19 protein-coding genes and 1 pseudogene are annotated in these 20,156 nt (G+C 71.3%); 12 read left to right on the top strand and 8 right to left on the bottom strand.

Annotated features, from left to right (window positions below; genetic code table 11):
- Positions 1 to 25: 25 nt before the first annotated feature.
- From AC1HIL_RS04465 to fahA, 7 genes are read left to right on the top strand one after another with little or no spacing between them, the layout of a single operon-like run.
- Positions 26 to 778, top strand: a complete 753-nt coding sequence (locus AC1HIL_RS04465; RefSeq protein WP_057592346.1) for a TetR/AcrR family transcriptional regulator — start codon at positions 26 to 28, stop codon at positions 776 to 778.
- The gene (locus tag AC1HIL_RS04460; protein WP_057592345.1) at positions 775 to 1,719 is read left to right on the top strand and encodes an ABC transporter substrate-binding protein; all 945 of its coding nucleotides are present in this window, start codon (positions 775 to 777) and stop codon (positions 1,717 to 1,719) included. The genes AC1HIL_RS04465 and AC1HIL_RS04460 overlap by 4 nt, the downstream gene beginning before the upstream one ends.
- On the top strand, positions 1,716 to 2,573 hold the full coding sequence (locus AC1HIL_RS04455) for an ABC transporter ATP-binding protein (protein WP_261212241.1): 858 nt from the start codon (positions 1,716 to 1,718) through the stop codon (positions 2,571 to 2,573). Before AC1HIL_RS04460 ends, AC1HIL_RS04455 begins: the two co-directional genes overlap by 4 nt.
- Positions 2,566 to 3,336 (top strand): ABC transporter permease, encoded by a 771-nt coding sequence (locus tag AC1HIL_RS04450; protein WP_057592343.1) that lies wholly within the window; start codon positions 2,566 to 2,568, stop codon positions 3,334 to 3,336. The genes AC1HIL_RS04455 and AC1HIL_RS04450 overlap by 8 nt, the downstream gene beginning before the upstream one ends.
- Positions 3,333 to 4,118 carry an ABC transporter permease gene (locus AC1HIL_RS04445; protein ID WP_479671236.1) on the top strand — a complete coding sequence of 262 codons (786 nt, stop codon included), beginning with the start codon at positions 3,333 to 3,335 and terminating at the stop codon, positions 4,116 to 4,118. The genes AC1HIL_RS04450 and AC1HIL_RS04445 overlap by 4 nt, the downstream gene beginning before the upstream one ends.
- A gap of 58 nt (positions 4,119 to 4,176) precedes the next feature.
- The gene (locus AC1HIL_RS04440) at positions 4,177 to 4,983 is read left to right on the top strand and encodes a cyclase family protein (RefSeq protein WP_057592342.1); all 807 of its coding nucleotides are present in this window, start codon (positions 4,177 to 4,179) and stop codon (positions 4,981 to 4,983) included.
- A gap of 13 nt (positions 4,984 to 4,996) precedes the next feature.
- Entirely contained in the window at positions 4,997 to 6,331 is a 1,335-nt protein-coding gene (gene fahA, locus AC1HIL_RS04435) for a fumarylacetoacetase (protein ID WP_479671235.1), read from the top strand.
- Positions 6,332 to 6,346: 15 nt separating this feature from the next.
- On the opposite strand, the gene AC1HIL_RS04430 is transcribed toward fahA, so the two are convergent.
- The 3 genes from AC1HIL_RS04430 to AC1HIL_RS04420 form a co-directional block, all read right to left on the bottom strand.
- Positions 6,347 to 7,291 carry an NAD(P)/FAD-dependent oxidoreductase gene (locus AC1HIL_RS04430; protein WP_296738569.1) on the bottom strand — a complete coding sequence of 315 codons (945 nt, stop codon included), beginning with the start codon at positions 7,289 to 7,291 and terminating at the stop codon, positions 6,347 to 6,349.
- Positions 7,284 to 7,742: an Rrf2 family transcriptional regulator gene (locus tag AC1HIL_RS04425; RefSeq protein ID WP_057592339.1), complete on the bottom strand. Its 459-nt coding sequence runs from the start codon at positions 7,740 to 7,742 to the stop codon at positions 7,284 to 7,286. Before AC1HIL_RS04425 ends, AC1HIL_RS04430 begins: the two co-directional genes overlap by 8 nt.
- A gap of 91 nt (positions 7,743 to 7,833) precedes the next feature.
- Positions 7,834 to 8,508, bottom strand: coding sequence for a 4'-phosphopantetheinyl transferase family protein (locus tag AC1HIL_RS04420; protein WP_479671234.1), 675 nt, complete (start codon positions 8,506 to 8,508; stop codon positions 7,834 to 7,836).
- Between the two features lie 64 nt (positions 8,509 to 8,572).
- On the opposite strand from AC1HIL_RS04420, the gene AC1HIL_RS04415 reads away from it, so the two are divergent.
- The 3 genes and pseudogenes from AC1HIL_RS04415 to AC1HIL_RS04405 all read left to right on the top strand — a co-directional run bounded on the left by AC1HIL_RS04415 (position 8,573) and on the right by AC1HIL_RS04405 (position 11,751).
- Complete coding sequence (locus AC1HIL_RS04415) at positions 8,573 to 9,754, top strand: AraC family transcriptional regulator (protein WP_479671233.1); 1,182 nt, start codon at positions 8,573 to 8,575, stop codon at positions 9,752 to 9,754.
- A gap of 136 nt (positions 9,755 to 9,890) precedes the next feature.
- Positions 9,891 to 10,904, top strand: a pseudogene (locus AC1HIL_RS04410) (alpha/beta hydrolase family protein).
- A gap of 196 nt (positions 10,905 to 11,100) precedes the next feature.
- Entirely contained in the window at positions 11,101 to 11,751 is a 651-nt protein-coding gene (locus tag AC1HIL_RS04405; RefSeq protein WP_261212225.1) for an adhesin, read from the top strand.
- 65 nt (positions 11,752 to 11,816) lie between these two features.
- Here AC1HIL_RS04405 and AC1HIL_RS04400 read toward each other — a convergent pair whose 3' ends face one another.
- The 5 genes from AC1HIL_RS04400 to AC1HIL_RS04380 all read right to left on the bottom strand — a co-directional run bounded on the left by AC1HIL_RS04400 (position 11,817) and on the right by AC1HIL_RS04380 (position 17,892).
- Positions 11,817 to 12,266 carry a MaoC family dehydratase gene (locus AC1HIL_RS04400; protein ID WP_057595301.1) on the bottom strand — a complete coding sequence of 150 codons (450 nt, stop codon included), beginning with the start codon at positions 12,264 to 12,266 and terminating at the stop codon, positions 11,817 to 11,819.
- A 31-nt stretch (positions 12,267 to 12,297) separates the two neighbouring features.
- A complete protein-coding gene (boxA, locus tag AC1HIL_RS04395) occupies positions 12,298 to 13,581 on the bottom strand; it encodes a benzoyl-CoA 2,3-epoxidase subunit BoxA (RefSeq protein ID WP_261212222.1) in 1,284 nt (427 codons plus the stop codon).
- 50 nt (positions 13,582 to 13,631) lie between these two features.
- The gene (gene boxB, locus AC1HIL_RS04390) at positions 13,632 to 15,059 is read right to left on the bottom strand and encodes a benzoyl-CoA 2,3-epoxidase subunit BoxB (RefSeq protein ID WP_057595302.1); all 1,428 of its coding nucleotides are present in this window, start codon (positions 15,057 to 15,059) and stop codon (positions 13,632 to 13,634) included.
- Between the two features lie 31 nt (positions 15,060 to 15,090).
- Positions 15,091 to 16,767, bottom strand: coding sequence for a 2,3-epoxybenzoyl-CoA dihydrolase (gene boxC / locus AC1HIL_RS04385; protein ID WP_261212220.1), 1,677 nt, complete (start codon positions 16,765 to 16,767; stop codon positions 15,091 to 15,093).
- 189 nt (positions 16,768 to 16,956) lie between these two features.
- Complete coding sequence (locus tag AC1HIL_RS04380; RefSeq protein ID WP_057595304.1) at positions 16,957 to 17,892, bottom strand: helix-turn-helix transcriptional regulator; 936 nt, start codon at positions 17,890 to 17,892, stop codon at positions 16,957 to 16,959.
- A gap of 162 nt (positions 17,893 to 18,054) precedes the next feature.
- On the opposite strand from AC1HIL_RS04380, the gene AC1HIL_RS04375 reads away from it, so the two are divergent.
- Both AC1HIL_RS04375 and AC1HIL_RS04370 read left to right on the top strand, forming a co-directional pair.
- On the top strand, positions 18,055 to 18,555 hold the full coding sequence (locus AC1HIL_RS04375) for a DUF4863 family protein (RefSeq protein WP_057595305.1): 501 nt from the start codon (positions 18,055 to 18,057) through the stop codon (positions 18,553 to 18,555).
- Positions 18,552 to 20,102, top strand: coding sequence for a 3,4-dehydroadipyl-CoA semialdehyde dehydrogenase (locus AC1HIL_RS04370; RefSeq protein ID WP_479671232.1), 1,551 nt, complete (start codon positions 18,552 to 18,554; stop codon positions 20,100 to 20,102). Before AC1HIL_RS04375 ends, AC1HIL_RS04370 begins: the two co-directional genes overlap by 4 nt.
- The last annotated feature ends 54 nt before the right edge of the window (positions 20,103 to 20,156 follow it).

Genomic DNA, 20,156 nt, shown 5'->3' with positions numbered 1-20,156 from the left:
TTGTACAAGCGTTCAATACACCTCCATGAGCACCCGCACACCCACCGCCAAGCGCCGCGCCGCGCGTCCGAGCGCATCGTCCGCCGCCGCTGTCGCCATCGAGACGGCGCGGCCCGATCGCAAGCAGGCGATCCTGCTGGCGGCCGAGAAGCTGTTCGCGCAGCACGGCTACCACGCGGTGACGATCCGCCAGATCGCCGAGGAGGCCGGCGTGCCGCTGGCACTGGTGGGCTATTACCACGGCCAGAAGCACGAGCTGTTCCACGCCATCTTCGAGCACTGGGCCCACTCGATCGAGGCGCGGCTCGCGGGGCTGGCGGCGGTGAACCTCGACCCCGACGACGCGCGCACGCTGCCGCGCATCATCGAGGCCTTCATCGCGCCGGTGCTGGCGCTGCGCGCGAGCTCCGAGGGCGAGTACTACGCGCTGCTGGTGGCGCGCGAACTCGCCAACACCACCGAAGAGGCCGACCGCGTGCTGCGCGCCTACTTCGATCCGCTGGCCGAGGCCTTCATCGATGCGCTGCACCTCGTGCTGCCGCATGCCACGCGCGGCGAGGTCGCCTGGGGCTACCAGTTCGCGCTCGGCGCGCTCATGAACCACCTGAACAGCAGCCGCATCGCGCGCCTGTCGCGCGGCGAGAACACGCCCGGCGATCCGGCCATGGCGCCGATGCTCGTGAACTTCATCGTCGGCGGCCTGCGCCATGCGCTGCCACGGCCGAAGAGCGCCAAGTCACCCCAGAAGAAAGCACCCCTCAGGAGAGAAAAACCATGATGAAGAGACGCACCCTGCTGTCGGCCCTGGCCGCGGCATCGACGGCCGCGGCACTGCCCGCGCGCGCTCAGCCCCAGCCGAAGATCGTGTTCGGCTACACGGCCGTGACCGATTTCGGCTCGGTGTTCGTGGCGGCCGACGAGGGCTTCTTCAGGAAGCGCAACCTCGAGGTCGAGCTCAAGTTCATCCCGCTCAACTCCACCATTCCCGCGGCGCTGCAGTCCGACTCGCTGCAGATCGGCGGCCCCACGCCCTCGGTGTTCCTGCAGGCGGTCGACGGCGGCCTCGACCTGGTGCTGGTGGCCGGCGGCGGCCTCACCTCGAAGACCCTCACGAGCACGGGCCTGGTGGCGCGCGCGGGCAGCGGCATCAAGAGCGCGCAGGACTGCGTGGGCAAGAAGATCGGCGTGCCGGGCCTGGGCGCGTTCCTGCACGTGACCTTCCGCGCCTGGCTCAAGGACAGCGGCGTCGACCACCGCAAGGTCAACTTCGTCGAGGCCGCCTTCCCGCAGCATGCCGACCTGCTGCGCGGCGGCTCGGTCGATGCCGTCGTGTCGACCGATCCGTTCATGACCCGCATCACCGAGAGCGGCGCGGGCTACGTCGCCTCGTACTACTCGACCTTCCTGCCCGACAACAACCAGACCATCGTGCACGCGGCCAAGCGCGAATGGGTGGCGAAGAACCCGGGCGCGGCACGCGCCTTCCGCGAGGCGCTGGTCGAAGCCGCGGCCTTCATGCAGCAGCCGAGGAACGATGCGAAGGTGCGCGCCTCGATCGGCAAGTACACCCGACTGCCGGCCGACGTGCTCGCGAAGATCCAGGTCTCGCCGCCGGGCCCGGTGGTGAGCGAGAAGCAGCTCGCCTACTGGAGCGGGCTGATGAAGGACCAGGGCATGCTGCGCTCGGACATCGACGTGGCGAAGCTGTTGGCGCCATGATCGCGACGCCCCTTCCAAACCCGGCGCGCAGCGCGCTGCCGTCGGGCGCCGCGCTGCCGGGCAGCGGCCCCGCGCGGCACGCCGCGCCCTTCCTGCGCTTCGACGGCGTGACCATCCGCCTCGGTGGCCGCGAGATCCTCTCGCCCACCTCCTTCGACGTGGCGCGCGGCGAGTTCGTCTGCATCGTCGGCCCGAGCGGCTGCGGCAAGACCACGCTGCTGCGCGCGGCCAGCGGGCTGGTCGCGGCCAGCGCGGGCGAGGTGCGGCGCAACGGCGTGAAGATGCTCGAGCCCTCGCGCGAAGTGGCCTTCGTGTTCCAGGACTACGGCCGCGCGCTGCTGCCCTGGCGCACGGTCGAGGGCAACGTGAGCCTCGCGCTCGAGGCCGGCGGCGTGCCCGCGGCCGAGCGCGCGCCGCGCATCGCCGACGTGCTCGCCAAGGTCGGGCTCGCGAAGCATGCCCACAAGTTTCCGGTGCAGCTCTCGGGCGGCATGCAGCAGCGCGCGCAGATCGCGCGCTGCCTCGCGCAGAAGCCCGAGCTGATGATGATGGACGAGCCCTTCGGCGCGCTCGACGCGCTGACGCGCCAGAGCCTGCAGGACGAGCTCGCGCGGCTGGTGCGCGAGGACGGCCTCACGGTGCTGTTCGTCACGCACGACCTCGAGGAGGCGATCTACCTCGGCGACCGCGTGATCGCGCTGCAGGCCAACCCCGGTCCCGGGCGGCCCAGCCTCGCGCGCATGATCGACGTAAAGATCCCGCGCCCGCGCGACCAGCTCACGACCAAGGAGCATCCCGACTACCTGCGGCTGCGGCGCGAGCTGTTCGCCTTCATCGAGCACGGCCATGACTGAGAACCGGCTCGTGCGCGGGCTGCGGCCCTGGGTGTTTCCGGCGCTGCTGATCGGTGCCTTCGAGTGGTACGCGCGCCGCGCGGCGGCGCTGGGCAGTGATGCGCTGGCGCCGCCGAGCGCCGCGGCCAGGGCCTTCGCCGGCGCCGCGCTCGACGGCTCGCTGTGGCAGGCCACCGGCTTCACGCTCGGCACCGCCGCGCTGGGCCTGCTGCTGGGCGCGGTGCTCGGTATCGCGCTGGGGCTGGTGCTCGGGCTGTCGCGCCGCGCGGCCCGGCTCGGCTCGGTCACGATCGAGGTGCTGCGCCCCGTGCCCTCGGTCGCGCTGATCCCGCTCGCGATGCTGGGCTTCGGCTTCGGCGTGCGCATGGAGCTCGCGATCGTCGCCTTCGCCACCTTCTGGCCGCTGCTGGTGCTGGTGCAGGCGGCGGTGCAGCAGGTCGAGCCGCGGCTGCTCGAGGTCAGCCGCGTGCTGGGCCTGTCGGCGCGCGAGCGGGCCTTCAAGATCGTGCTGCCGGCCATCGTGCCGCGCCTGTTCGTCGCGCTGCGGCTCGGCGTGGCGGTGGCGCTGGTGGTGGCCGTGACGGTGGAGATCGCGGCCAATCCCAACGGCATGGGCTACGCGATGATGATCGCGCAGCAAAGCTTCGACCCCGCGCTGATGCTGGCCTGGCTGGGCTGGATCGGCGTGGTGGGCTTCGCGATCAACGCGGCCATGCTGTGGCTGCAGCGCGGCGTGTCGCGCCGCATGGGAGCCGCGCCATGAACGGCCACGACGAACGCCAGGGCCTGGAGCGGCTCGGCGCGCTGGGCGTGCTGCTGGCGCTGGTCGCGCTGTGGTGGATCGCGAGCAACGCGGGCTGGGTCAGCCGCGTGTTCCTGCCGACCCCGCAAGCCACCTTCGCGAGCCTGCGCGAAGGACTGAACCTGTCGGGCGAAGGCGGCGGCGAGCTGCTCGCCTTCACCGGCGCGACGGTGGGCCGCATGGTCCAGGGCTGGCTGCTGGCTTCGCTGGCCGGCGTGCTGCTGGGCGCGGCCATCGGCGTCTCGCCCGCGGTGCGTGCCTGGGTCCAGCCCACGCTGGAGTTCGTGCGCCCGTTGCCGGCCTCGGCGCTGCTGCCGCTGGCGATCTCGATCTTCGGGCTCAACCCCGGCATGGTGCTGTTCGTGGTCGCCTTCGGCGCGATGTGGCCGGTGCTGCTGGCCACGGTGCACGGCTTCGCGGCCGTGGAGCCGCGCCTGGCCGAGGTGGCGCGCTGCCTGCAGATGTCGCGCGCGGCCTATGTCTGGAAGATGGGCCTGCCCAACGCGATGCCCGACATCCTGGCCGGCATGCGGCTCGCGCTGACCATCGCGCTGATCGTCGCGGTGGTGGGCGAGATGATCGCCTCGCAGAGCGGCCTGAGCCAGGCCATCCTGCTGGCCGCGCGCGCCTTCCGCGCCAGCGAGCTGTTCGCCGGCATCGTGCTGCTCGGGCTCGTCGGCTTCGCGAGCAATGCGCTGCTGGCCCAGGCCGAACGGCGCCTGCTGCGCTGGCAGCAGCCCTGATTCCTCCCTTCTTCTCTTTTCCCTCCGCTCGAACGAACACCCCACAAGGAGCCCACCCATGCCACGCAAACTGGTCGACCTCTCGATCTTCCTGGAGAACGACGTGCTCTCCGACCCGCCGGCCTTCGCGCCGAAGATCCAATACTTCACGCACGACAACACCTACGAGCAGATCGAGCCCTTCTTCCCCGGCCTCAAGAAGGAAGACCTGCCCGACGGCGAAGGCTGGGCGGTGGAGATGGTGCAGCTGTCCACGCACAACGGCACCCACCTCGACGCGCCCTACCACTTCCACTCGACCATGGACAAGGCGCTCGGCGAGAAGAAGCCCGCGATCGCGATCCACGACGTGCCGCTCGACTGGTGCTTCCAGCCCGGCGTGAAGCTCGACTTCCGCCATTTCGCCGACGGCTACGTGGTGCGCGCCGCCGACGTCGAGGCCGAGCTCAAGCGCATCGGCCACACGCTCAAGCCGCTGGAGATCGTGGTGATCAATACGCGCGCCGGCTCGCGCTACGGCAACCCCGACTACGTCTCGGCCGGCGCCGGCATGGGCTACGAAGCGACGATGTACCTGCTCGAGCGCGGCGTGCGCCTCACGGGCACCGATGCCTGGAGCTGGGACGCGCCCTTCGTCCACACCGCGAAGAAGTACGGCGAGACGCACGACGCCTCGCTGATCTGGGAAGGCCACAAGGCCGGCCGCGACATCGGCTATTGCCACATCGAGAAGCTGCACAACCTCGAGGCGCTGCCGCCCACGGGCTTCTTCATCAGCTGCTTCCCGCACAAGATCCGCGGCGCCTCGGCCGGCTGGACGCGCGCGGTCGCGATCTTCGACGACGCATTGATGGCCTCGGTCTGAGGAGTCCTCTTTCATGCACGCGCTCAACCACACGCACGACGTCCACGCCCGCAGCTGGGTCGAATCGGCCAACCCCACGGCCACGACCGGCAGCGACTTCCCGATCCAGAATCTGCCGCATGCGGTGTTTCGCCGCGCCGACGGCAGCGAGGCCTTTCGCGGCGGCGTCGCGATCGGCGACCAGGTGCTCGACCTGGCCGCGCTGGTGCATGCGCGGCAGCTCGACGGCCTCGCGCTCGAGGCCGCCACGGCGGCCGCGCAGCCCGCGCTCAACGACTTCTTCGCGCTCGGCCCCGCCGCCTGGCGGACGCTGCGCCATGCGCTGTTCGCGCTGCTGAAGAACGATGCGCCGGTCGCGGCGGTGCAGGCCGTGCGCGCCTGCCTGGTGCGGCAGGCCGAGGCCGAGTACGCGATCCCCGCGCGCATCGGCGACTACACCGACTTCTACACCTCGATCGACCATGCGCTCAACATCACGCGCCTCTTGAACCCGGGCGGCGACGTGACCTCGAACTTCCGCTGGATCCCGATCGCCTACCACGGGCGCGTGTCGACCATCGGCGTGAGCGGCCAGCAGTTCCGCCGGCCCATGGGCCAGGCGATGGCGCCGGGCGCGAAGGCGCCCACCTACCAGGCCTGCGCGCGGCTCGACTACGAGCTCGAGCTCGGCGTCTGGATCGGCACCGGCAACACGCACGGCGAGGCCATTGCGCTCGAGCACGCGGAGCAACACATCTTCGGCATCTGCCTGCTCAACGACTGGTCGGCGCGCGACATCCAGTTCTGGGAGATGGCGCCGCTCGGCCCCTTCCTCGCGAAGAACTTCGCGACCACGATCTCGCCGTGGATCGTGACCATGGAAGCGCTCGCGCCCTACCGCCAGCCCTGGACGCGCACGGCCACCGATCCGCAGCCGCTGGCCTATCTCGAGGACGCGGCCAACCGCGAGGCCGGCGCGATCGACATCCGGCTCGAGGTCTGGCTCGAGAGCGAGAAGGCGCGCGCCGAGAAGCGCGGGCCGTCGCGCCTGTCGTCCACCAGCTTCCGCCACCAGTACTGGAGCGTGGCGCAGATGGTGGCGCACCACACGGTGGGTGGCTGCCAGCTCAACCCCGGCGACCTGTTCGGCAGCGGCACCATCTCGGGCCCCGGCGAGGGCGAGGCCGGCGCCATCATCGAACTCGCGCGCGGCGGCCAGACGCCCGTGGCGCTGGGCGACAGCGGCGAGCAGCGCAGCTTCATCGAGGACGGCGACGCCGTGCTGCTGCGCGGCTGGTGCGAGAAGCCCGGCCACGCGCGCATCGGCTTCGGCGAGAGCCGCGGCACGGTGCTGCCGGCGCGCGGCTGAGACCCCGGACCTTTCTCAGTCGACGAAGATCAGCGAGCGGTGCAGCGAGGCCCCGGCCCGCACGCCATCGGCCGAGGCCAGCGTGGCGTTCTGCATCGCGAGCGCCGCGTCGCCGGCCGCGAACACGCCGGGCACCGAGCTCGTCTTCATCATCGGATCGGTGCGCACCACGAGGCCCAGCGGTCCCTCGTCGAAGGCGCAACCGAGTTGCGCGGCCAGCGTGCTGCCCTGGCGCTGGGCCGGCGCCACGAACAGTGCGTCGAGCGGCAAGCGGCGCCCGTCGTCGAAGCGCACCGCCTCGAGCGCGCTCGCCGGTCCCTCGAGCGCGACCACGCGGCCCGTGTCGATCGCGATGCCGCGCGCATCGAGCTGCGCGCGCGTTTTGGCATCGAGCGGCGGCATGCCGTGCGTGAACAGCGTCAGCGGCCCCCAGTCTGCCACCAGCATCGCCTGGTGCACCGACAGCTCGCCGCTGCCGAGCACGCCGAGGCGGCGGTCGATGAACTCGTAGCCATGGCAGTAGGGGCAGTGCAGCACGCTGGCACCCCAGCGCGGCGCGAGGCCCTCGATGCCCTCGGGCAGCAGGTCGTGCACGCCCGTGGCCAGCAGCAGCCGGCGCGTCACCAGGGTCTGGCCCGAAGCCAGCGTGACGGCGAAGCGGGTGTCGCCCTCTTCGGCCGGCAGCACGCGCGCCGTTTGTGCCGCGTCGGCGACGAAATCGACCGAGGGATAGGCCAGCAGTTGCGAGCGCGCCTGGTCGCGCAATGCCAGCGGCGCCGCGCCGTCGTGGCCGAAGAAGCCGTGCGAGGCCTCGGCGAAGCGGTTGCGCGGCTGGCCCGCGTCGACCACGCAGATGCGCCGGCGTGCGCGCGCGAGCTGCATCGCGGCCGACAGGCCCGCGAAGCTGCCGCCGACGATCAATGCGTCGTAGGGAAGAGGAGAACTCGTGGAATCAGGCATGGGCAATGTCCTTGGCAGTGAAGCCGCCTTCGTGCATGCGGCGGTGGAAATCCTTCGAGAGATCGGCCAGCGTGATGCGGCCCAGGCGCGCGAGCAGCAGCGCCTCGGCCTCGCGGCAGGCGCCGTCGAGGGCGGTGTTGACCGCCTGCTCGACGATGCAGCCCGGGCTCTCGGTGCGGTTGCCGAAGGCCAGCAGCGCGGGCGCGCCCACGGCCGCGTGGATGTCGGCCAGCGTCACCGTCGACAACGGGCACGACAGCACCCAGCCGCCGCCATGGCCCTTGGCCGAGCTCACGAAGCCGGCCTGCCGCAGCCCGGCCATGAGCCGGCGCACCACCACCGGATTGGTGTGCATCGCCTGCGCGAGCGACTCGGAGGTCGCGGGCTCGTCCATCTCGGCCATGTGCAGCAGCACGTGCAGGATGGCGGAAAGCTTGCTGTCTCGTTTCATGCAACATTATGAGTTGCTTGAAATGAAAAGCGCGGCGGAGCCCGGCCAATGCCCCTTCGCGGGAAACGGTTGGGTTGCGTCGGCCCGCGGCTCAGGACACCGGATGCCACGCGAGCGCCGCGGCGTAGCCCGCGGGCGCGTCGAGCCGGATCGCGCGCACCGCCCGCCAGGCCGGCACGCGCATGACGATGTCGATCGCCGCGCCGGCACCGGCCGCGATGTCGAGCGACTGCAGGTGCTCGGCGATGCCGACGCCGATCGCCTTGAGCACCGCCTCCTTGCCGGTCCAGCGCAGGTAGAAGGCCGCGAGCCGGTCGTCGGCCGCGCGCAGCGCGGCGCGCTCGGCGGGCGTGAACACGAGCTCGCCCAGGGCCTCGATGTCGATGTCCTCGCTGCGGTGCTCGATGTCCACGCCGACCTCGAGCCCCACGGCGCGATCGGCCAGCGCGATCAGCGCCTGCGTGCCCGAATGCGCGACGTTGAAGCGCGGCGCCCCGCGCACGAACGGCTTGCCCTGCGGGCCCGCCTCGAAGCGCAGCCCGAGCGGATCGCGACCCATGCGCTCGGCCAGCAGGCCGCGCAGCGCCGAGCGCGCGGCCGCGAAGCGCACGCGATCGGCGCGCTGTACGAAACGCTGCAGCCGCGCGTCCTCCTCGCTCGACAGCGCGGCGCGCAGCGCGGTGGGTTCGGTGGCCAGGTCCAGCTCGAGGCGGAACAGCTCGATGCCGGCCGGCAGGGAGTCATCGGCCCAGGGAAGGATGCGCATGCGGCATTGTCTTGCACGCGCTGCTATCGTCCGGCCCGCGGCGCCCCACCTTCGCCGCGCCCGCATGCCTCTTTCCGATCCCGCCCCCCTGCTGCTCGATGCCGCCCTGCGCGGCGTGCTGATGGCCCTGCTGCTCGTGCTGGCGCTGGTGCTCGGCCGCGACCGGCCGCGGCTGCCGGCGGCGCGCGTCGGGGTGGCCCTGGCGCTGGGCCTCGCGCTGCAGGTGGCGGGCTCGACGCCCTCCTTCGAGGCCTGGGCGCCACGGCTGTGGCAGGCGCCGCTGGTGGCGGTGGCGGCGGGCAATGCGGTGCTGTTCTGGGTGTTCGCGCGGGCCCTGTTCGACGACGACTTCGCGCCACGACCGCGGCACGCCGTGGCCTGGGCCGCGGTGGCGCTGCTCGCGGGCGCCAACTGCGCCGTGTTGATCGGAAGCGGCCTGGCGATCGCGCCCCTCGCGCTGGGCCTGCAGCGCGCGGCGCCGCTGGTGTTCGCGCTGCTGGCCATGGCCGCGGCGGCCGCGCGCTGGCGCGTCGACCTGGTGGAGCGGCGGCGCCGGCTGCGCGCCTTCATCGTGGGGGCCGGCGCGCTCTACAGCATCGCCATGATCGGCGCGCGCTGGCAGTCGCCGCGCTGGCAGCTCGGCGGGGCAATGGCAACGCTGGACGTGGCGCTGCTGCTGGCGATCGTGGCGGTGGTCGCCTGGCGGATGCTGCGGCTCGCGGGGTCGGACCTGTTCCCGGCGGCGGCGCCGAGGCCGGCGCTGCCAGAGGCGGTGCTGGCGCCGGTGCCCGACATCGCGCCGGCGCCGACGGTCGAGCCTCCTCCGCTCGCTCGCCCCGAACCCGCGCCCGCCCCTCCGGCACCGCCCGAGCCGGCGCCGGACGTCGATCCCGCCGAGGACCGCCTCGCCGACGCCCTGCACCGCCTCATGACGGCCGAACGCGCCTACCGCGACGAGAACCTGGGCATCGCCCAGCTCGCCGCGCGGCTCGCGGTGCCCGAGTACCGGCTGCGCAGGCTCATCAACCAGCGGCTCGGCCACCGCAACTTCAACGCCTACATCAACGGCTTCCGCCTGCAAGAAGCACTGGCGGCGCTGGCCGATCCGGCCAGGCGCGAGCGGCCGGTGCTGAGCATCGCGCTCGAGGCCGGCTTCCAGTCGATCGGCCCGTTCAACCGCGCCTTCAAGGCCGCCACCGGGCTCACGCCGACCGAATTCCGGCGCCAGAAGCTGGCCGATTCCTGAAATCGCCGGGCCCGAAGCCGCCCTCGCGGTTTTCGGCGAGACGCGGCCCGGGCGGCGCCGGCATCGTGCCGGCTTCGTTCCATCACCAGGAGTTCTCTTGCTTCACCGTTGCTCATCGCTCGGCCGGATCGCCGGCATGCTGGCGCTCTTCGCCTTCCTCACCGGCCTGGCCCAGGCCGCCACGCTGGGCCTGGACCAGCTTCCCGCCACCCCCACCGACGGCCCGGTCACGCTGTTCTATCCCGCCGAGTCGCCGTCGCAGCGCGTGCAGCGCGGCCCCTTCGCCTTCGACGCCGCCCCCGGCGCGGCGCCCGTGCGCGGCAATGGCCGGCTGGTCGTGGTGTCGCACGGCTCGGGCGGGGCACCGTGGGTGCACGTGGACTAGGCGCGCAGCCTGGTCGCGGCCGGCTTCGTGGTCGCGATGCCCGAGCACCGCGCCGACAACGCGCGCGACGGCAGCGATCCCGGCCCCGACAGCTGGACGCAGCGGCCGGCCGAGGTCTCGCGCGCGATCGACGCCGTGGGCCGCGACCCGCGCTTCGCGCCGCTGCTGCGGCTCGACCGGGTCGGCCTCTACGGCATCTCGGCCGGCGGGCACACGGCGCTGAGCCTCGCGGGCGGCCGCTGGTCGCCGGCGGCGTTCGCGCGCCATTGCGACGCCCACCTGGACGAGGATTTCCAGTTCTGCGTCGGCCTGATCACGCGGCTCACGGGCGGCCCGCTCGACGGCCTCAAGCGCTGGGGCGCGCGCACGGTGATCCGCCACCGCTTCGCGGCCGACACGCGGGTGCGCGAGGACCACGACCCGCGCATCGCCGCCGCGGTGGCCGGCGTGCCGGGCGCGGCCGATTTCGACCTGGCCTCGCTCGCGACGCCGCGCATCCCGCTGGCGCTGATCGGTGCCCGGCAGGACCGCTGGCTGATCCCGCGCTTTCACGGCGACGCCGTGCTGGCGGCCTGCCGGCCGCGCTGCGAACTGCTGGCCGACCTGGCGCTCGGCGGCCACGGCTCGCTGCTGTCGCCCCAGCCGCCGGCGCTCGACGGGCTGATCGGCGACCTGTTGAACGACCCGCCGGGCTTCGACCGGGCAGCGGTGCGCGCGGCAGAAACCGCGACAACCTCCTTCTTCAGCCGCCATCTCCTGCCTTGATGCCGCCATTTCCGCTTCGAACGCGCTAACGCACGAGCCCCCGATTCCGCCGACGGACAGCTCCCACAGCCAGGCGCGGCCCCGGCGCTCACGGCCCCCACCCCGCCCTTCCCTATGTTTCATTCCGAGCCGGCACCCTGCCGGCTCTGTGTTTTCAGCGATCCCCGTATCACTCGAAAAGGAAGGAATCCCAGCCATGAAACAACAACACCATCGCATCGTCTTCGGCGCCCTGCTTGCGGGGCTGCTGGCCACCGCGGGCATCCAGGCCGGCGCACAGGTCTCCACCCCGAACGTCGGGGTGGGCGTGGGCGTGAACGCCGGAGTGGGCGCCTCGGGCGGCGGCAGCGCGGGCGGCGCACAGGCCGGCGCGCGCGGCGATGCTGCGGCGCAGACCCGCGCCAATGCCGGCGGCACCGGCGTGAATGCCGGCACGAACGCCGGCGGTAGCGCGGCCGCGGCGGGCCATGCGAACGGCCATGGCGCGGGTGCGGCCGGCAACGCCGGCGCGGGCGGCAATGCCTCGGGCAACGCGAATGGCGGCGGCCTCGGCAATGCCGTGGGCGGCGTGCTCGGCGGCGCGACCGGCGCGGTGGGCAATGTCGGCAACACGGTCGGCGGCGCCACGGGGGCCGTGACCGGTGCCACCAATGCGGTCGGCGGCGTGGCGGGCACGGCCAATGGCGCGACCGGAGCGCTCGGCGGTGCGACCAGCACCGTGGGCGGCGCGGTGAATGGCGTCACCGGCGCGGCCGGCTCGGCAGGCGGCGCGCTGAAGCCGATCGGCACCGGAGCCGGCGCGGCCGGCCAGGCCGGTGGCAGCGGTGGCGTGAAGCTGGGCAAGTAAGCACGCCCCTCCCGGCGCGACAAGGCCCGTGGCCCTTCGAGGCCACGGGCCTTTTTCGCAAGCGCTCAGTTCGAAGCGTCTTCGCGCAGCCTGAACAGGCTCGTCACTTCCACATCGAGCACCATCAGCTCGCGCTGGTTGAACAGCCGCCAGCGCCAGCGCAGGATGCCCAGCGTGGGCTTGCTCTCGGAACGGCGCACCTCGATCACGTCGGCCACCAGCCGCAGCGCGTCGCCGGGGCGCACGGGGTTCGGCCAGCGCACGTGCTCGAGGCCCGGCGAGGCGAAGGATTCGGAACCCGCGAGCGCGGCCTCGACCACCAGCCGCATCGCGATCGCGCAGGTGTGCCAGCCGCTCGCGATCAGGCCGCCGAAGGGGCTCTCACGCGAGGCCTCGGCGTCGGTGTGGAACCACTGCGGGTCGTAGCTGCGGGCGAAGCCGACCAGCTCCTCCTCGCTGAGCAGGTAGGGGCCGGCCTCGATGACCTGGCCGGCATGGAAATCGGCGAACTTCATCGGCGCAGCCTACCCGGCACCCGAGCGAGGGTCAGTAGGTCTCGAGATGCAGCCGGCCTTCGCGCTTGAGCGCGGCGCCCACGGTGTCCCAGTCCAGGCCCGCCTCCTTCGCCACGTCGCGCAGCGCGAGCACCACGCCCTCCTCCATGCTCTTGAGGCCGCAGACGTAGAAGTGGCTGGCGCCGTCCTTGAGCAGCGCGGCGAGGTCGGCCGCGCGCTCGCGCATCAGGTCCTGCACGTAGCGCTTGGGGCTTCCCGGCGTGCGCGAGAACGCGAGGTTGATGTCGATGAAATCCTTGGGCAGCGACTGCAGCGGACCGAAGTACGGCAGCTCCTGCTGCGTGCGCGCGCCGAAGAACAGCATGAGCTTGCCGCCCTCGAACTTGCCGCTCTTGCGCAGCCGGCGACGCCACTCGGTCATGGCGCGCATCGGCGCGCTGCCGGTGCCGGTGCAGATCATCACGATGTGCGACTTCGGATGGTTCGGCATCAGGAACGAGGCGCCGAACGGGCCGACCACCTGCACGGTGTCGCCGACCTTGAGGTCGCAGACATAGTTCGAGGCGATGCCGCGCACCGGGTTGCCCTGGTGGTCCTCGGTCACACGCTTCACGGTGAGCGAGACGTTGTTGTAGCCGGGCCGCTCGCCGTTGCGCGGGCTGGCCACCGAGTACTGGCGCGCATGGTGGCGCTTGCCGATGGCGTCGACGCCGGGCGGCACGATGCCGATCGACTGGCCCTCGAGCACCGGGAACGGGATGGCACCGAAGTCCAGCACGATGTGGTGGGTCTCGCTGTCGAAGCCGGCCTCGGTGCAGTTGAAGTTGCCCACCACGGTGGCGGTGGTCGGTGTCTTCGGCGGGAACAGGTTGGTGTAGGCGTGCGCGGCCGACCAGGGCGGCACGGTGGCGCCGTACTGGGCCGAGTGGAAGACCGGTTCGGCCGCTTCGGCGGTCGCGGCCTGCGCCGGTGCCGCTTCGGCCACCTCCGCGGCATCGGCCGCGTCGGCCGTCACGCCCGCGGCCTCGAGCTCCTCGGGCGTGAGTTCGGCCGGCAGCGATTCCCAGCCGAGCTGCTCCTCGATCGAATAGGCGCGCACCACGGGCATGGTGCGCCAGTTGTCGATCGAGCCCGTGGGGCACGGCGAGATGCAGGCCATGCAGCCGTTGCAGACGTCGGCGCGCACGACGTAGTTGTTGTCGTCGTGCGTGATCGCGTTGACGGGGCAGGTGGCCTCGCAGGTGTTGCAGCGGATGCAGATCTCGGGGTCGATCAAGTGCTGCTTGATGACCCCGGCTTCAACGGCCATGTCCATGTTGTTCTCCATCCCCTCGCCGTGGGGACGAGGGATTCATATCCAGGCTTTCAGCCGAAGCGGACGTACTCGAAGTCCACCGGCTGGCGGTTGATGCCCATCACCGGCGGCGCGATCCAGCCCGCGAACTTGCCCGGCTCGACGACGCGGCCCATCAACGATGCCACGAAAGCGAAGTCTTCGGCGCTCGGCAGCCATTCGTCGCGCTTGGCGGCCCATTCCATGTCGTTCACCACGCGGCCCTCGGGCGACATCTTGATGCCGGCGAGCGCGCCGATCTGGCGGTTGAAGGCCTTGTGCGGCACGACCAGGCGGGTGGGAATGCCGGCCTTCTCGAGCACCTTGTTCCAGCGGCCGACGCCGGCCACCGAGTCCTTGATGAAGTCGTCGCGCAGCACCTCGTTGAGCGCGTTGAGCATCGGCACGTCCTTCTCGACGAGCTGGCCGTCCTTGACCTCGAGCACCTTGTAGGTCTGGCCCTTGAGCACGTGGTCGTCGGTGCGCTTGCCTTCCTCGTAGCGGCCCTTGAGGCCCGAGCTGTAGAAGATGGCGGCGTTGCTCGACTGATCGGCACCGAACAGGTCGATGGTCACGCTGTAGTGGAAGTTCAGGTAGCGCTGGATGGTGCCGAGGTCGATGGCACCGGCCGCGCGCACTTTCTGCGGGTCGTCGGTCTTCAGCTCGTTCATGACCTGCGCGGTGCGCGCGATCACGCGCGACACGCCGCTCTCGCCCACGAACATGTGGTGCGCTTCCTCGGTCAGCATGAACTTGGTGGTGCGCGCCAGCGGGTCGAAGGCGCTCTCGGCCAGCGCGGAGAGCTGGAACTTGCCGTCGCGGTCGGTGAAGTAGGTGAACATGAAGAACGCGAGCCAGTCGGGCGTGCGTTCGTTGAAGGCACCGAGGATGCGCGGGTTGTTCTCGTCGCCCGAGGTGCGCTGCAGCAGCGCCTCGGCTTCCTCGCGGCCGTCGCGGCCGAAATGCTTGTGCAGCAGGTAGACCATCGCCCACAGGTGGCGGCCTTCTTCCACGTTGATCTGGAACAGGTTGCGCAGGTCGTACATCGAGGGCGCGGTCAGGCCCAGGTGGCGCTGCTGCTCGACCGAGGCGGGCTCGGTGTCGCCCTGCGTCACGATGATGCGGCGCAGGTTGGCGCGGTGCTCGCCGGGCACGTCCTGCCAGGCCTTCTCGCCCTTGTGGTCGCCGAAGTGGATCTCGCGGTTGGCGTCGCCCGGATTCAGGAAGATGCCCCAGCGGTAGTCGCGCATCTTCACGTGGCCGAACTGGGCCCAGCCCTGCGGGTCGACGCTCACGGCCGTGCGCAGGTAGACCTCGTGGTTGATCGAGCCCTCGGGGCCGACGTCGTCCCACCAGTTGATGAAGTTGGGCTGCCAGCCTTCGAGCGCGCGCTGCAGCGTGCGGTCTTCGCCGAGGTTGACGTTGTTGGGGATCTTCTCGCTGTAGTTGATCGTGCTCATCGTTGTTCCTTGGGTTGTACGGGCTGCAGGTTCAGACGCGGTTGAGATCGAAGCCGGCCTTCTCGCCGGTGCCGTAGACCTTGAGCGCGCCCTTCTCGCCGACGGCGTTGGGGCGGTTGAAGATCCAGTTCTGCCAGGCCGAGAGGCGGCCGAAGACGCGGGTGATCATGTTCTCCTTGCTCGCGAAGCGCAGGTTGGCCTCGAGGCCGGTCAGCGAGTCGGGCGACATGGCGGCGCGTTCCTCGATCGCGATGCGGATCTCGTCGTCCCAGTCGATGTCGTCGGGCGCGGCCGTGACCAGGCCGAGCTTGAGCGCCTCGTCGGCATCGAGCGGCTTGCCGGCGGCCGCGCGCGCGGCCTCGAGCGGCGCGGCCTCTTCGTAGAAGCGGCGCTGCAGGCGGCTCTGGTCGTTGACCATCGGGAAGAAGCCGAAGTTGAATTCGTCGAGCACCAGCCTGGGCGCGCGCTCGGCGTCGTCGGGCAGCGCGAGCATGTAGGTGCGGTCGGCCGCGAAAGCCAGCTCGGCCAGCGTGCCGGCGAAGCAGGAACCGGCCTCGACCAGCGCGAACAGGCTGCGCGAGGACACGTCGAGGCGCGCCAGCGTGCGGCGCAGCGCGCCGAGGGTCTCGCGCACCAGCCAGTGATCCTTGTTCGCGAGCATCACGGCGTCCGAGGCCAGCACGGCCTGGGCGTCGCCCTCGGTCTTCAGCAGCCAGGTGCCGATGTCGAGTTCGTTGGTGCGCAGGTTGAGGATCGCGTCGTCGAGCTCGCGGCACACGGCCAGCGGCCACCAGGCGGCGCCCGCGGCCTCGATGGCGGCGATGTCGGCCGGCTGCGCGCCGCTCGGCGCCTTCACCGTGATGGAGGCGGTGCGCTTGCTGCGGTCGATCTGCACGTTCACGTGCGAGTAGGCGATGCCGTCGGCGCTGTCGGTGCGCTCGAGGCGCGTGAGGGCCACGCCCTTGGCGCCGGCGGGACGGTCGCTGCCGGCCGCGAGCTGCGAGGCGCGTTCCTGCACGGCGGCGGCGAACTGCGCGGGCTTGGCGACCGCGTCGACCAGGCGCCATTCGACGGCACGCTGGCCGCGCACGCCTTCGACGCTGGTGCAGAAGATGTCGGCCAGGTCGTGGCGCACGTGGCGCTTGTCGGTCACGCGGGTCAGGCCGCCGGTGCCGGGCAGCACGCCGAGCAGCGGCACCTCGGGCAGCGAGACGGAGGAGGAGCGGTCGTCGACCAGCAGGATCTCGTCGCAGGCCAGCGCCAGTTCGTAGCCGCCGCCGGCGCAGGCGCCGTTCACGGCCGCGAGGAACTTCAGGCCCGAGTGCTTCGAGGTGTCTTCCATGCCGTTGCGGGTCTCGTTGGTGAACTTGCAGAAGTTCACCTTCCAGGCGTGGCTGGAGACGCCGAGCATGAAGATGTTGGCGCCCGAGCAGAAGATGCGGTCCTTGCCGCTGGTCACGATCACGCTGCGCACCTCGGGGTGCTCGAAGCGGATGCGGTTGAGCGCGTCGTTGAGCTCGATGTCGACACCGAGGTCGTAGCTGTTGAGCTTGAGCTTGTAGCCGGGGCGGATGCCGCCGTCCTCTGCGATGTCGAGCGTGAGGCGCGCGATCTCGCCGTCGAAGCCGATCGACCAGTGGCGGTACTGGGAAGGCTCGATGCGGTAGTCGACGCGCGGGGCGGCGGTGGATGCGGTGGTTTCGGTCATGGCGGGGTCTCCTGGGTCTTCCGTGGGCTTGAAAGGCCGCGGGACAAGGTCGATGCACGAATAATAATGCACTTTCCTGCGGCGATGACATGCATCATGCTGCATGTTTACGGGCACGTCAATGCCTGATGCGTTTTTTTTCGAGGATGTGACCGAAGCCCGTTCCGGCGCGCGGTGGCGCCGGCCGGGTCAGGCCTTCAGGCCCATCGCCTGGCGGGCCGCGGCGCGCAGGCTCTGGAAGCTCTGCGGCAGGGTCTGGCGGCTGGTGTCGACCGTGAGGTCGGCCTTCGAATAGAAGGCGGCGCGGCCGTTGAGGATGCGGCGCAGGTCGTCCATGGCCTCGCGGCTGGCGGCCATCGGGCGGGTGTCGCCCTGGGCGGCCACGCGGCCCATGTGCTCCTCGGGCGCGGCCTGCAGCCAGACGGTGGTGCAGTGCGCGAGCAGCTCGTTGAAGGTGGCGGGGTCGGAGACGATGCCGCCCGGCGTGGCGATCACCACCTCGCTGTAGATCTGGATCGCCTCCTCGAGCGCGCGGCGCTCGTAGCGGCGGTAGGCATTGGTGCCGTAGAGGTCGTGGATCTCGCGCACGCTGCAGCCGGCGAGCTTCTCGATCTCGCGGCTCAGCTCGACGAACGGCACCTCGAGGTCGTCGGCCAGCATCTGGCCCAGGGTGGACTTGCCCGCGCCGCGCAGGCCCACGAGCGCGATGCGCCGGTGCCGCGCCGGGTCGACCGAGGCCGTGCCCAGCAGTTCGCCGAGCGCCACGCGCACGCGGCGCAGGTCGGCCTCGCTGCGGTGCTCGAGCAGCTCGCGGATCAACAGCCACTCGGGCGAGCTGGTGGTCACGTCGCCGACCAGCTCGGCCAGCGAGCAGTGCAGCGCGCCCGCCACCTGCTGCAGCACCAGGATCGAGGCGTTGCCGATGCCGTACTCGAGGTTGGCGAGATGGCGCTCCGACACCTCGGCCGCGATCGCCACCGCCTTGCGCGTGAGCCCGCGCTGCGCGCGCAGGTTGCGCACGCGCTCGCCGAGCGCGACCAGCAGCGGGTTCTTCACCTCCCCGGGCGCGGCGGGGGCGGCGCCTTCCGGCGCGGTGGCCAGCACCGCGTCTACATGCTCATTCATGCCATTCCTCTTGTTTCGCCGGCATTGTGCGCGCTCAGGGTAAACACCATAGATGCACTATATTGCTTGACACTGATTGTCTCGATGCTTATTGTTCGGCCACACGCAAGATACTGCACGTGCAGCATTCCTGCAAGGCAATACCAAAGTTCGAGGCCCACGATGTCCGACAGCAGCCACCCTGCCAGCCCCAGCGGCAAGGAAGCCTTCCACCAACTGATCGCCGGCCTGACCGCCGAGATCGCCGGCCGACCGCTCGACGCCGAGCTCGACCGCTGGCTCAACGCGAACCATGGCGCCGGCAGCCCCAGCTTCGCGCGGCTCGGCGCCGCCTGCCGCCAGGGCGTGGCCGAAGGCTGGCTGTGCGAGCGCGAAGGCGGCGGCATCAAGTACGGCCGCGTCTTCAAGGCCGAGGACGCGCTGCACCGCTTCTCGGTCGACGTGGTCGACATGCAGGACATCGCCGGCCCGCACCACACCCATCCCCAGGGCGAGATCGACCTGATCATGCCGCTGGACGACAGCCCCGGCGCCACCTTCGACGGCCGCCCCGCGGGCTGGTGCGTCTACGGCCCCGGCAGCGCGCATCGCCCGACCGTCGCGCAAGGCCGCGCGCTCGTTCTCTACCTCTTGCCCGAAGGGCAGATCAAGTTCACCGTATGACCGAACTCCTCGCCAATCACGTCGCCGGCCGCTGGCAAAGCGGCTCGGGCGCCGGCACGCCCCTCTTCGACCCGGTGCTCGGCACCGAGCTCGTGCGCGTCGACGCCACCGGGCTGGACCTGCCCGGGGCCTTTTCGTTCGCCCGCGAACAGGGCGGCCAGGCGCTGCGCGCCCTTGGCTACCGCCAGCGCGCCGGCCTGCTGGCCGCCATCGTCAAGGTGCTGCAGGCGAACCGCGATGCCTATTACGAGATCGCGACCGCGAACTCGGGCACGGTGAAGAACGACTCGGCCGTCGACATCGACGGCGCGATCTTCACGCTGGGCCAGTACGCGAAATGGGGCGACGCGCTCGGCGACGTGCGCGCTTTACGCGACGGCGAGGCCGCCAGGCTCGGCAAGGAACCGCTGTTCCAGTCGCAGCACCTGCAGGTGCCCACGCATGGCGTGGCGCTGTTCATCAACGCCTTCAACTTCCCCTCATGGGGCCTGTGGGAGAAGGCCGCGCCCGCGCTGCTCTCGGGCGTGCCGGTGATCGTGAAGCCGGCCACCGCCACCGCCTGGCTCACGCAGCGCATGGTCAAGGACGTGGTCGACGCGGGCGTGCTGCCCGCGGGCGCGCTGTCGGTGATCTGCGGCAGCTCGGCCGGCCTGATGGACCAGCTCCAGCCCTTCGACGTGGTCTCGTTCACCGGCTCGGCCGATACCGCCGCGCTGATCCGCTCGCACGACGCCGTGGCGCGGCGCTCGGTGCGCGTGAACATCGAGGCCGACAGCCTCAACAGCGCGCTGCTGCTGCCCGGCGCCGCGCCCGGCAGCGAGGCCTTCAACCTGCTGGTGCGAGAGGTGGTGCGCGAGATGACGGTGAAGGCGGGCCAGAAGTGCACCGCGATCCGCCGCATCCTCGTGCCGGCCGAGCTCTACGACGCCGCCGCCGAGGCGATAGCCGCCAAGCTCGCGGGCGTGAGCGTGGGCAACCCGCGCAACGAGGGCGTGCGCATGGGCTCGCTGGTGAGCCGCGCGCAGCTCGCCGCGGTGCGCGAGGGCCTCGATGCGCTCGCCGCGCAGACCCAGGTGCTGCACGACGGCCGCGATCGCCCGCTGGTCGACGCCGACCCCGCCGTGGCTGCCTGCATCGGCCCAGTGCTGCTGGGCGCGCGCGACGCCGACGCGGCGCGGCAGGTGCACGACATCGAGGTCTTCGGCCCGGTCGCCACGCTGCTGCCCTACCGCGACACGGCCCATGCCTTCGCCCTCGCCCACCGCGGCCAGGGCTCGCTCGTGACCTCGCTCTACGGCGCCGACGAAACCGCGCTCGCTCAGGCGGCGGTCGAACTCGCGGCCAGCCATGGCCGCGTGCACGTGATCACGCCCGAGGTGGCGCAGGCCCAGACCGGCCACGGCAACGTGATGCCGATGTCGCTGCACGGCGGCCCGGGCCGCGCGGGCGGCGGCGCCGAACTCGGCGGCCTGCGCGCGCTGGACTTCTACCACCGCCGCAGCGCGGTGCAGGCGGGCAACGGCGTGCTCGCCGCCCTGGGGCTGTAGCCGCCCCTTCATATAGATACAGAGCCGCAGCGCCCCCCACTGAGGCCCCAAGGA

It is taken from the genome of Variovorax sp. ISS6 (assembly GCF_056523145.1).
This window is presented reverse-complemented; position numbering and strand designations above follow the sequence as displayed.

Excerpts from the sequence above, each read along its gene's own strand:
- AC1HIL_RS04460 (WP_057592345.1), top strand. The coding sequence starts at position 775 with ATGATGAAGAGACGCACCCTGCTGTCGGCCCTGGCCGCGGCATCGACG.
- AC1HIL_RS04380 (WP_057595304.1), bottom strand. The coding sequence starts at position 17,892 with ATGAATGAGCATGTAGACGCGGTGCTGGCCACCGCGCCGGAAGGCGCC.
- fahA (WP_479671235.1), top strand. The coding sequence starts at position 4,997 with ATGCACGCGCTCAACCACACGCACGACGTCCACGCCCGCAGCTGGGTC.
- AC1HIL_RS04375 (WP_057595305.1), top strand. The coding sequence starts at position 18,055 with ATGTCCGACAGCAGCCACCCTGCCAGCCCCAGCGGCAAGGAAGCCTTC.
- AC1HIL_RS04465 (WP_057592346.1), top strand. The coding sequence starts at position 26 with ATGAGCACCCGCACACCCACCGCCAAGCGCCGCGCCGCGCGTCCGAGC.
- boxC (WP_261212220.1), bottom strand. The coding sequence starts at position 16,767 with ATGACCGAAACCACCGCATCCACCGCCGCCCCGCGCGTCGACTACCGC.
- AC1HIL_RS04400 (WP_057595301.1), bottom strand. The coding sequence starts at position 12,266 with ATGAAGTTCGCCGATTTCCATGCCGGCCAGGTCATCGAGGCCGGCCCC.
- AC1HIL_RS04425 (WP_057592339.1), bottom strand. The coding sequence starts at position 7,742 with ATGAAACGAGACAGCAAGCTTTCCGCCATCCTGCACGTGCTGCTGCAC.
- boxB (WP_057595302.1), bottom strand. The coding sequence starts at position 15,059 with ATGAGCACGATCAACTACAGCGAGAAGATCCCCAACAACGTCAACCTC.
- AC1HIL_RS04445 (WP_479671236.1), top strand. The coding sequence starts at position 3,333 with ATGAACGGCCACGACGAACGCCAGGGCCTGGAGCGGCTCGGCGCGCTG.
- boxA (WP_261212222.1), bottom strand. The coding sequence starts at position 13,581 with ATGGACATGGCCGTTGAAGCCGGGGTCATCAAGCAGCACTTGATCGAC.
- AC1HIL_RS04440 (WP_057592342.1), top strand. The coding sequence starts at position 4,177 with ATGCCACGCAAACTGGTCGACCTCTCGATCTTCCTGGAGAACGACGTG.
- AC1HIL_RS04415 (WP_479671233.1), top strand. The coding sequence starts at position 8,573 with ATGCCTCTTTCCGATCCCGCCCCCCTGCTGCTCGATGCCGCCCTGCGC.
- AC1HIL_RS04405 (WP_261212225.1), top strand. The coding sequence starts at position 11,101 with ATGAAACAACAACACCATCGCATCGTCTTCGGCGCCCTGCTTGCGGGG.
- AC1HIL_RS04455 (WP_261212241.1), top strand. The coding sequence starts at position 1,716 with ATGATCGCGACGCCCCTTCCAAACCCGGCGCGCAGCGCGCTGCCGTCG.
- AC1HIL_RS04450 (WP_057592343.1), top strand. The coding sequence starts at position 2,566 with ATGACTGAGAACCGGCTCGTGCGCGGGCTGCGGCCCTGGGTGTTTCCG.
- AC1HIL_RS04420 (WP_479671234.1), bottom strand. The coding sequence starts at position 8,508 with ATGCGCATCCTTCCCTGGGCCGATGACTCCCTGCCGGCCGGCATCGAG.
- AC1HIL_RS04430 (WP_296738569.1), bottom strand. The coding sequence starts at position 7,291 with ATGCCTGATTCCACGAGTTCTCCTCTTCCCTACGACGCATTGATCGTC.
- AC1HIL_RS04370 (WP_479671232.1), top strand. The coding sequence starts at position 18,552 with ATGACCGAACTCCTCGCCAATCACGTCGCCGGCCGCTGGCAAAGCGGC.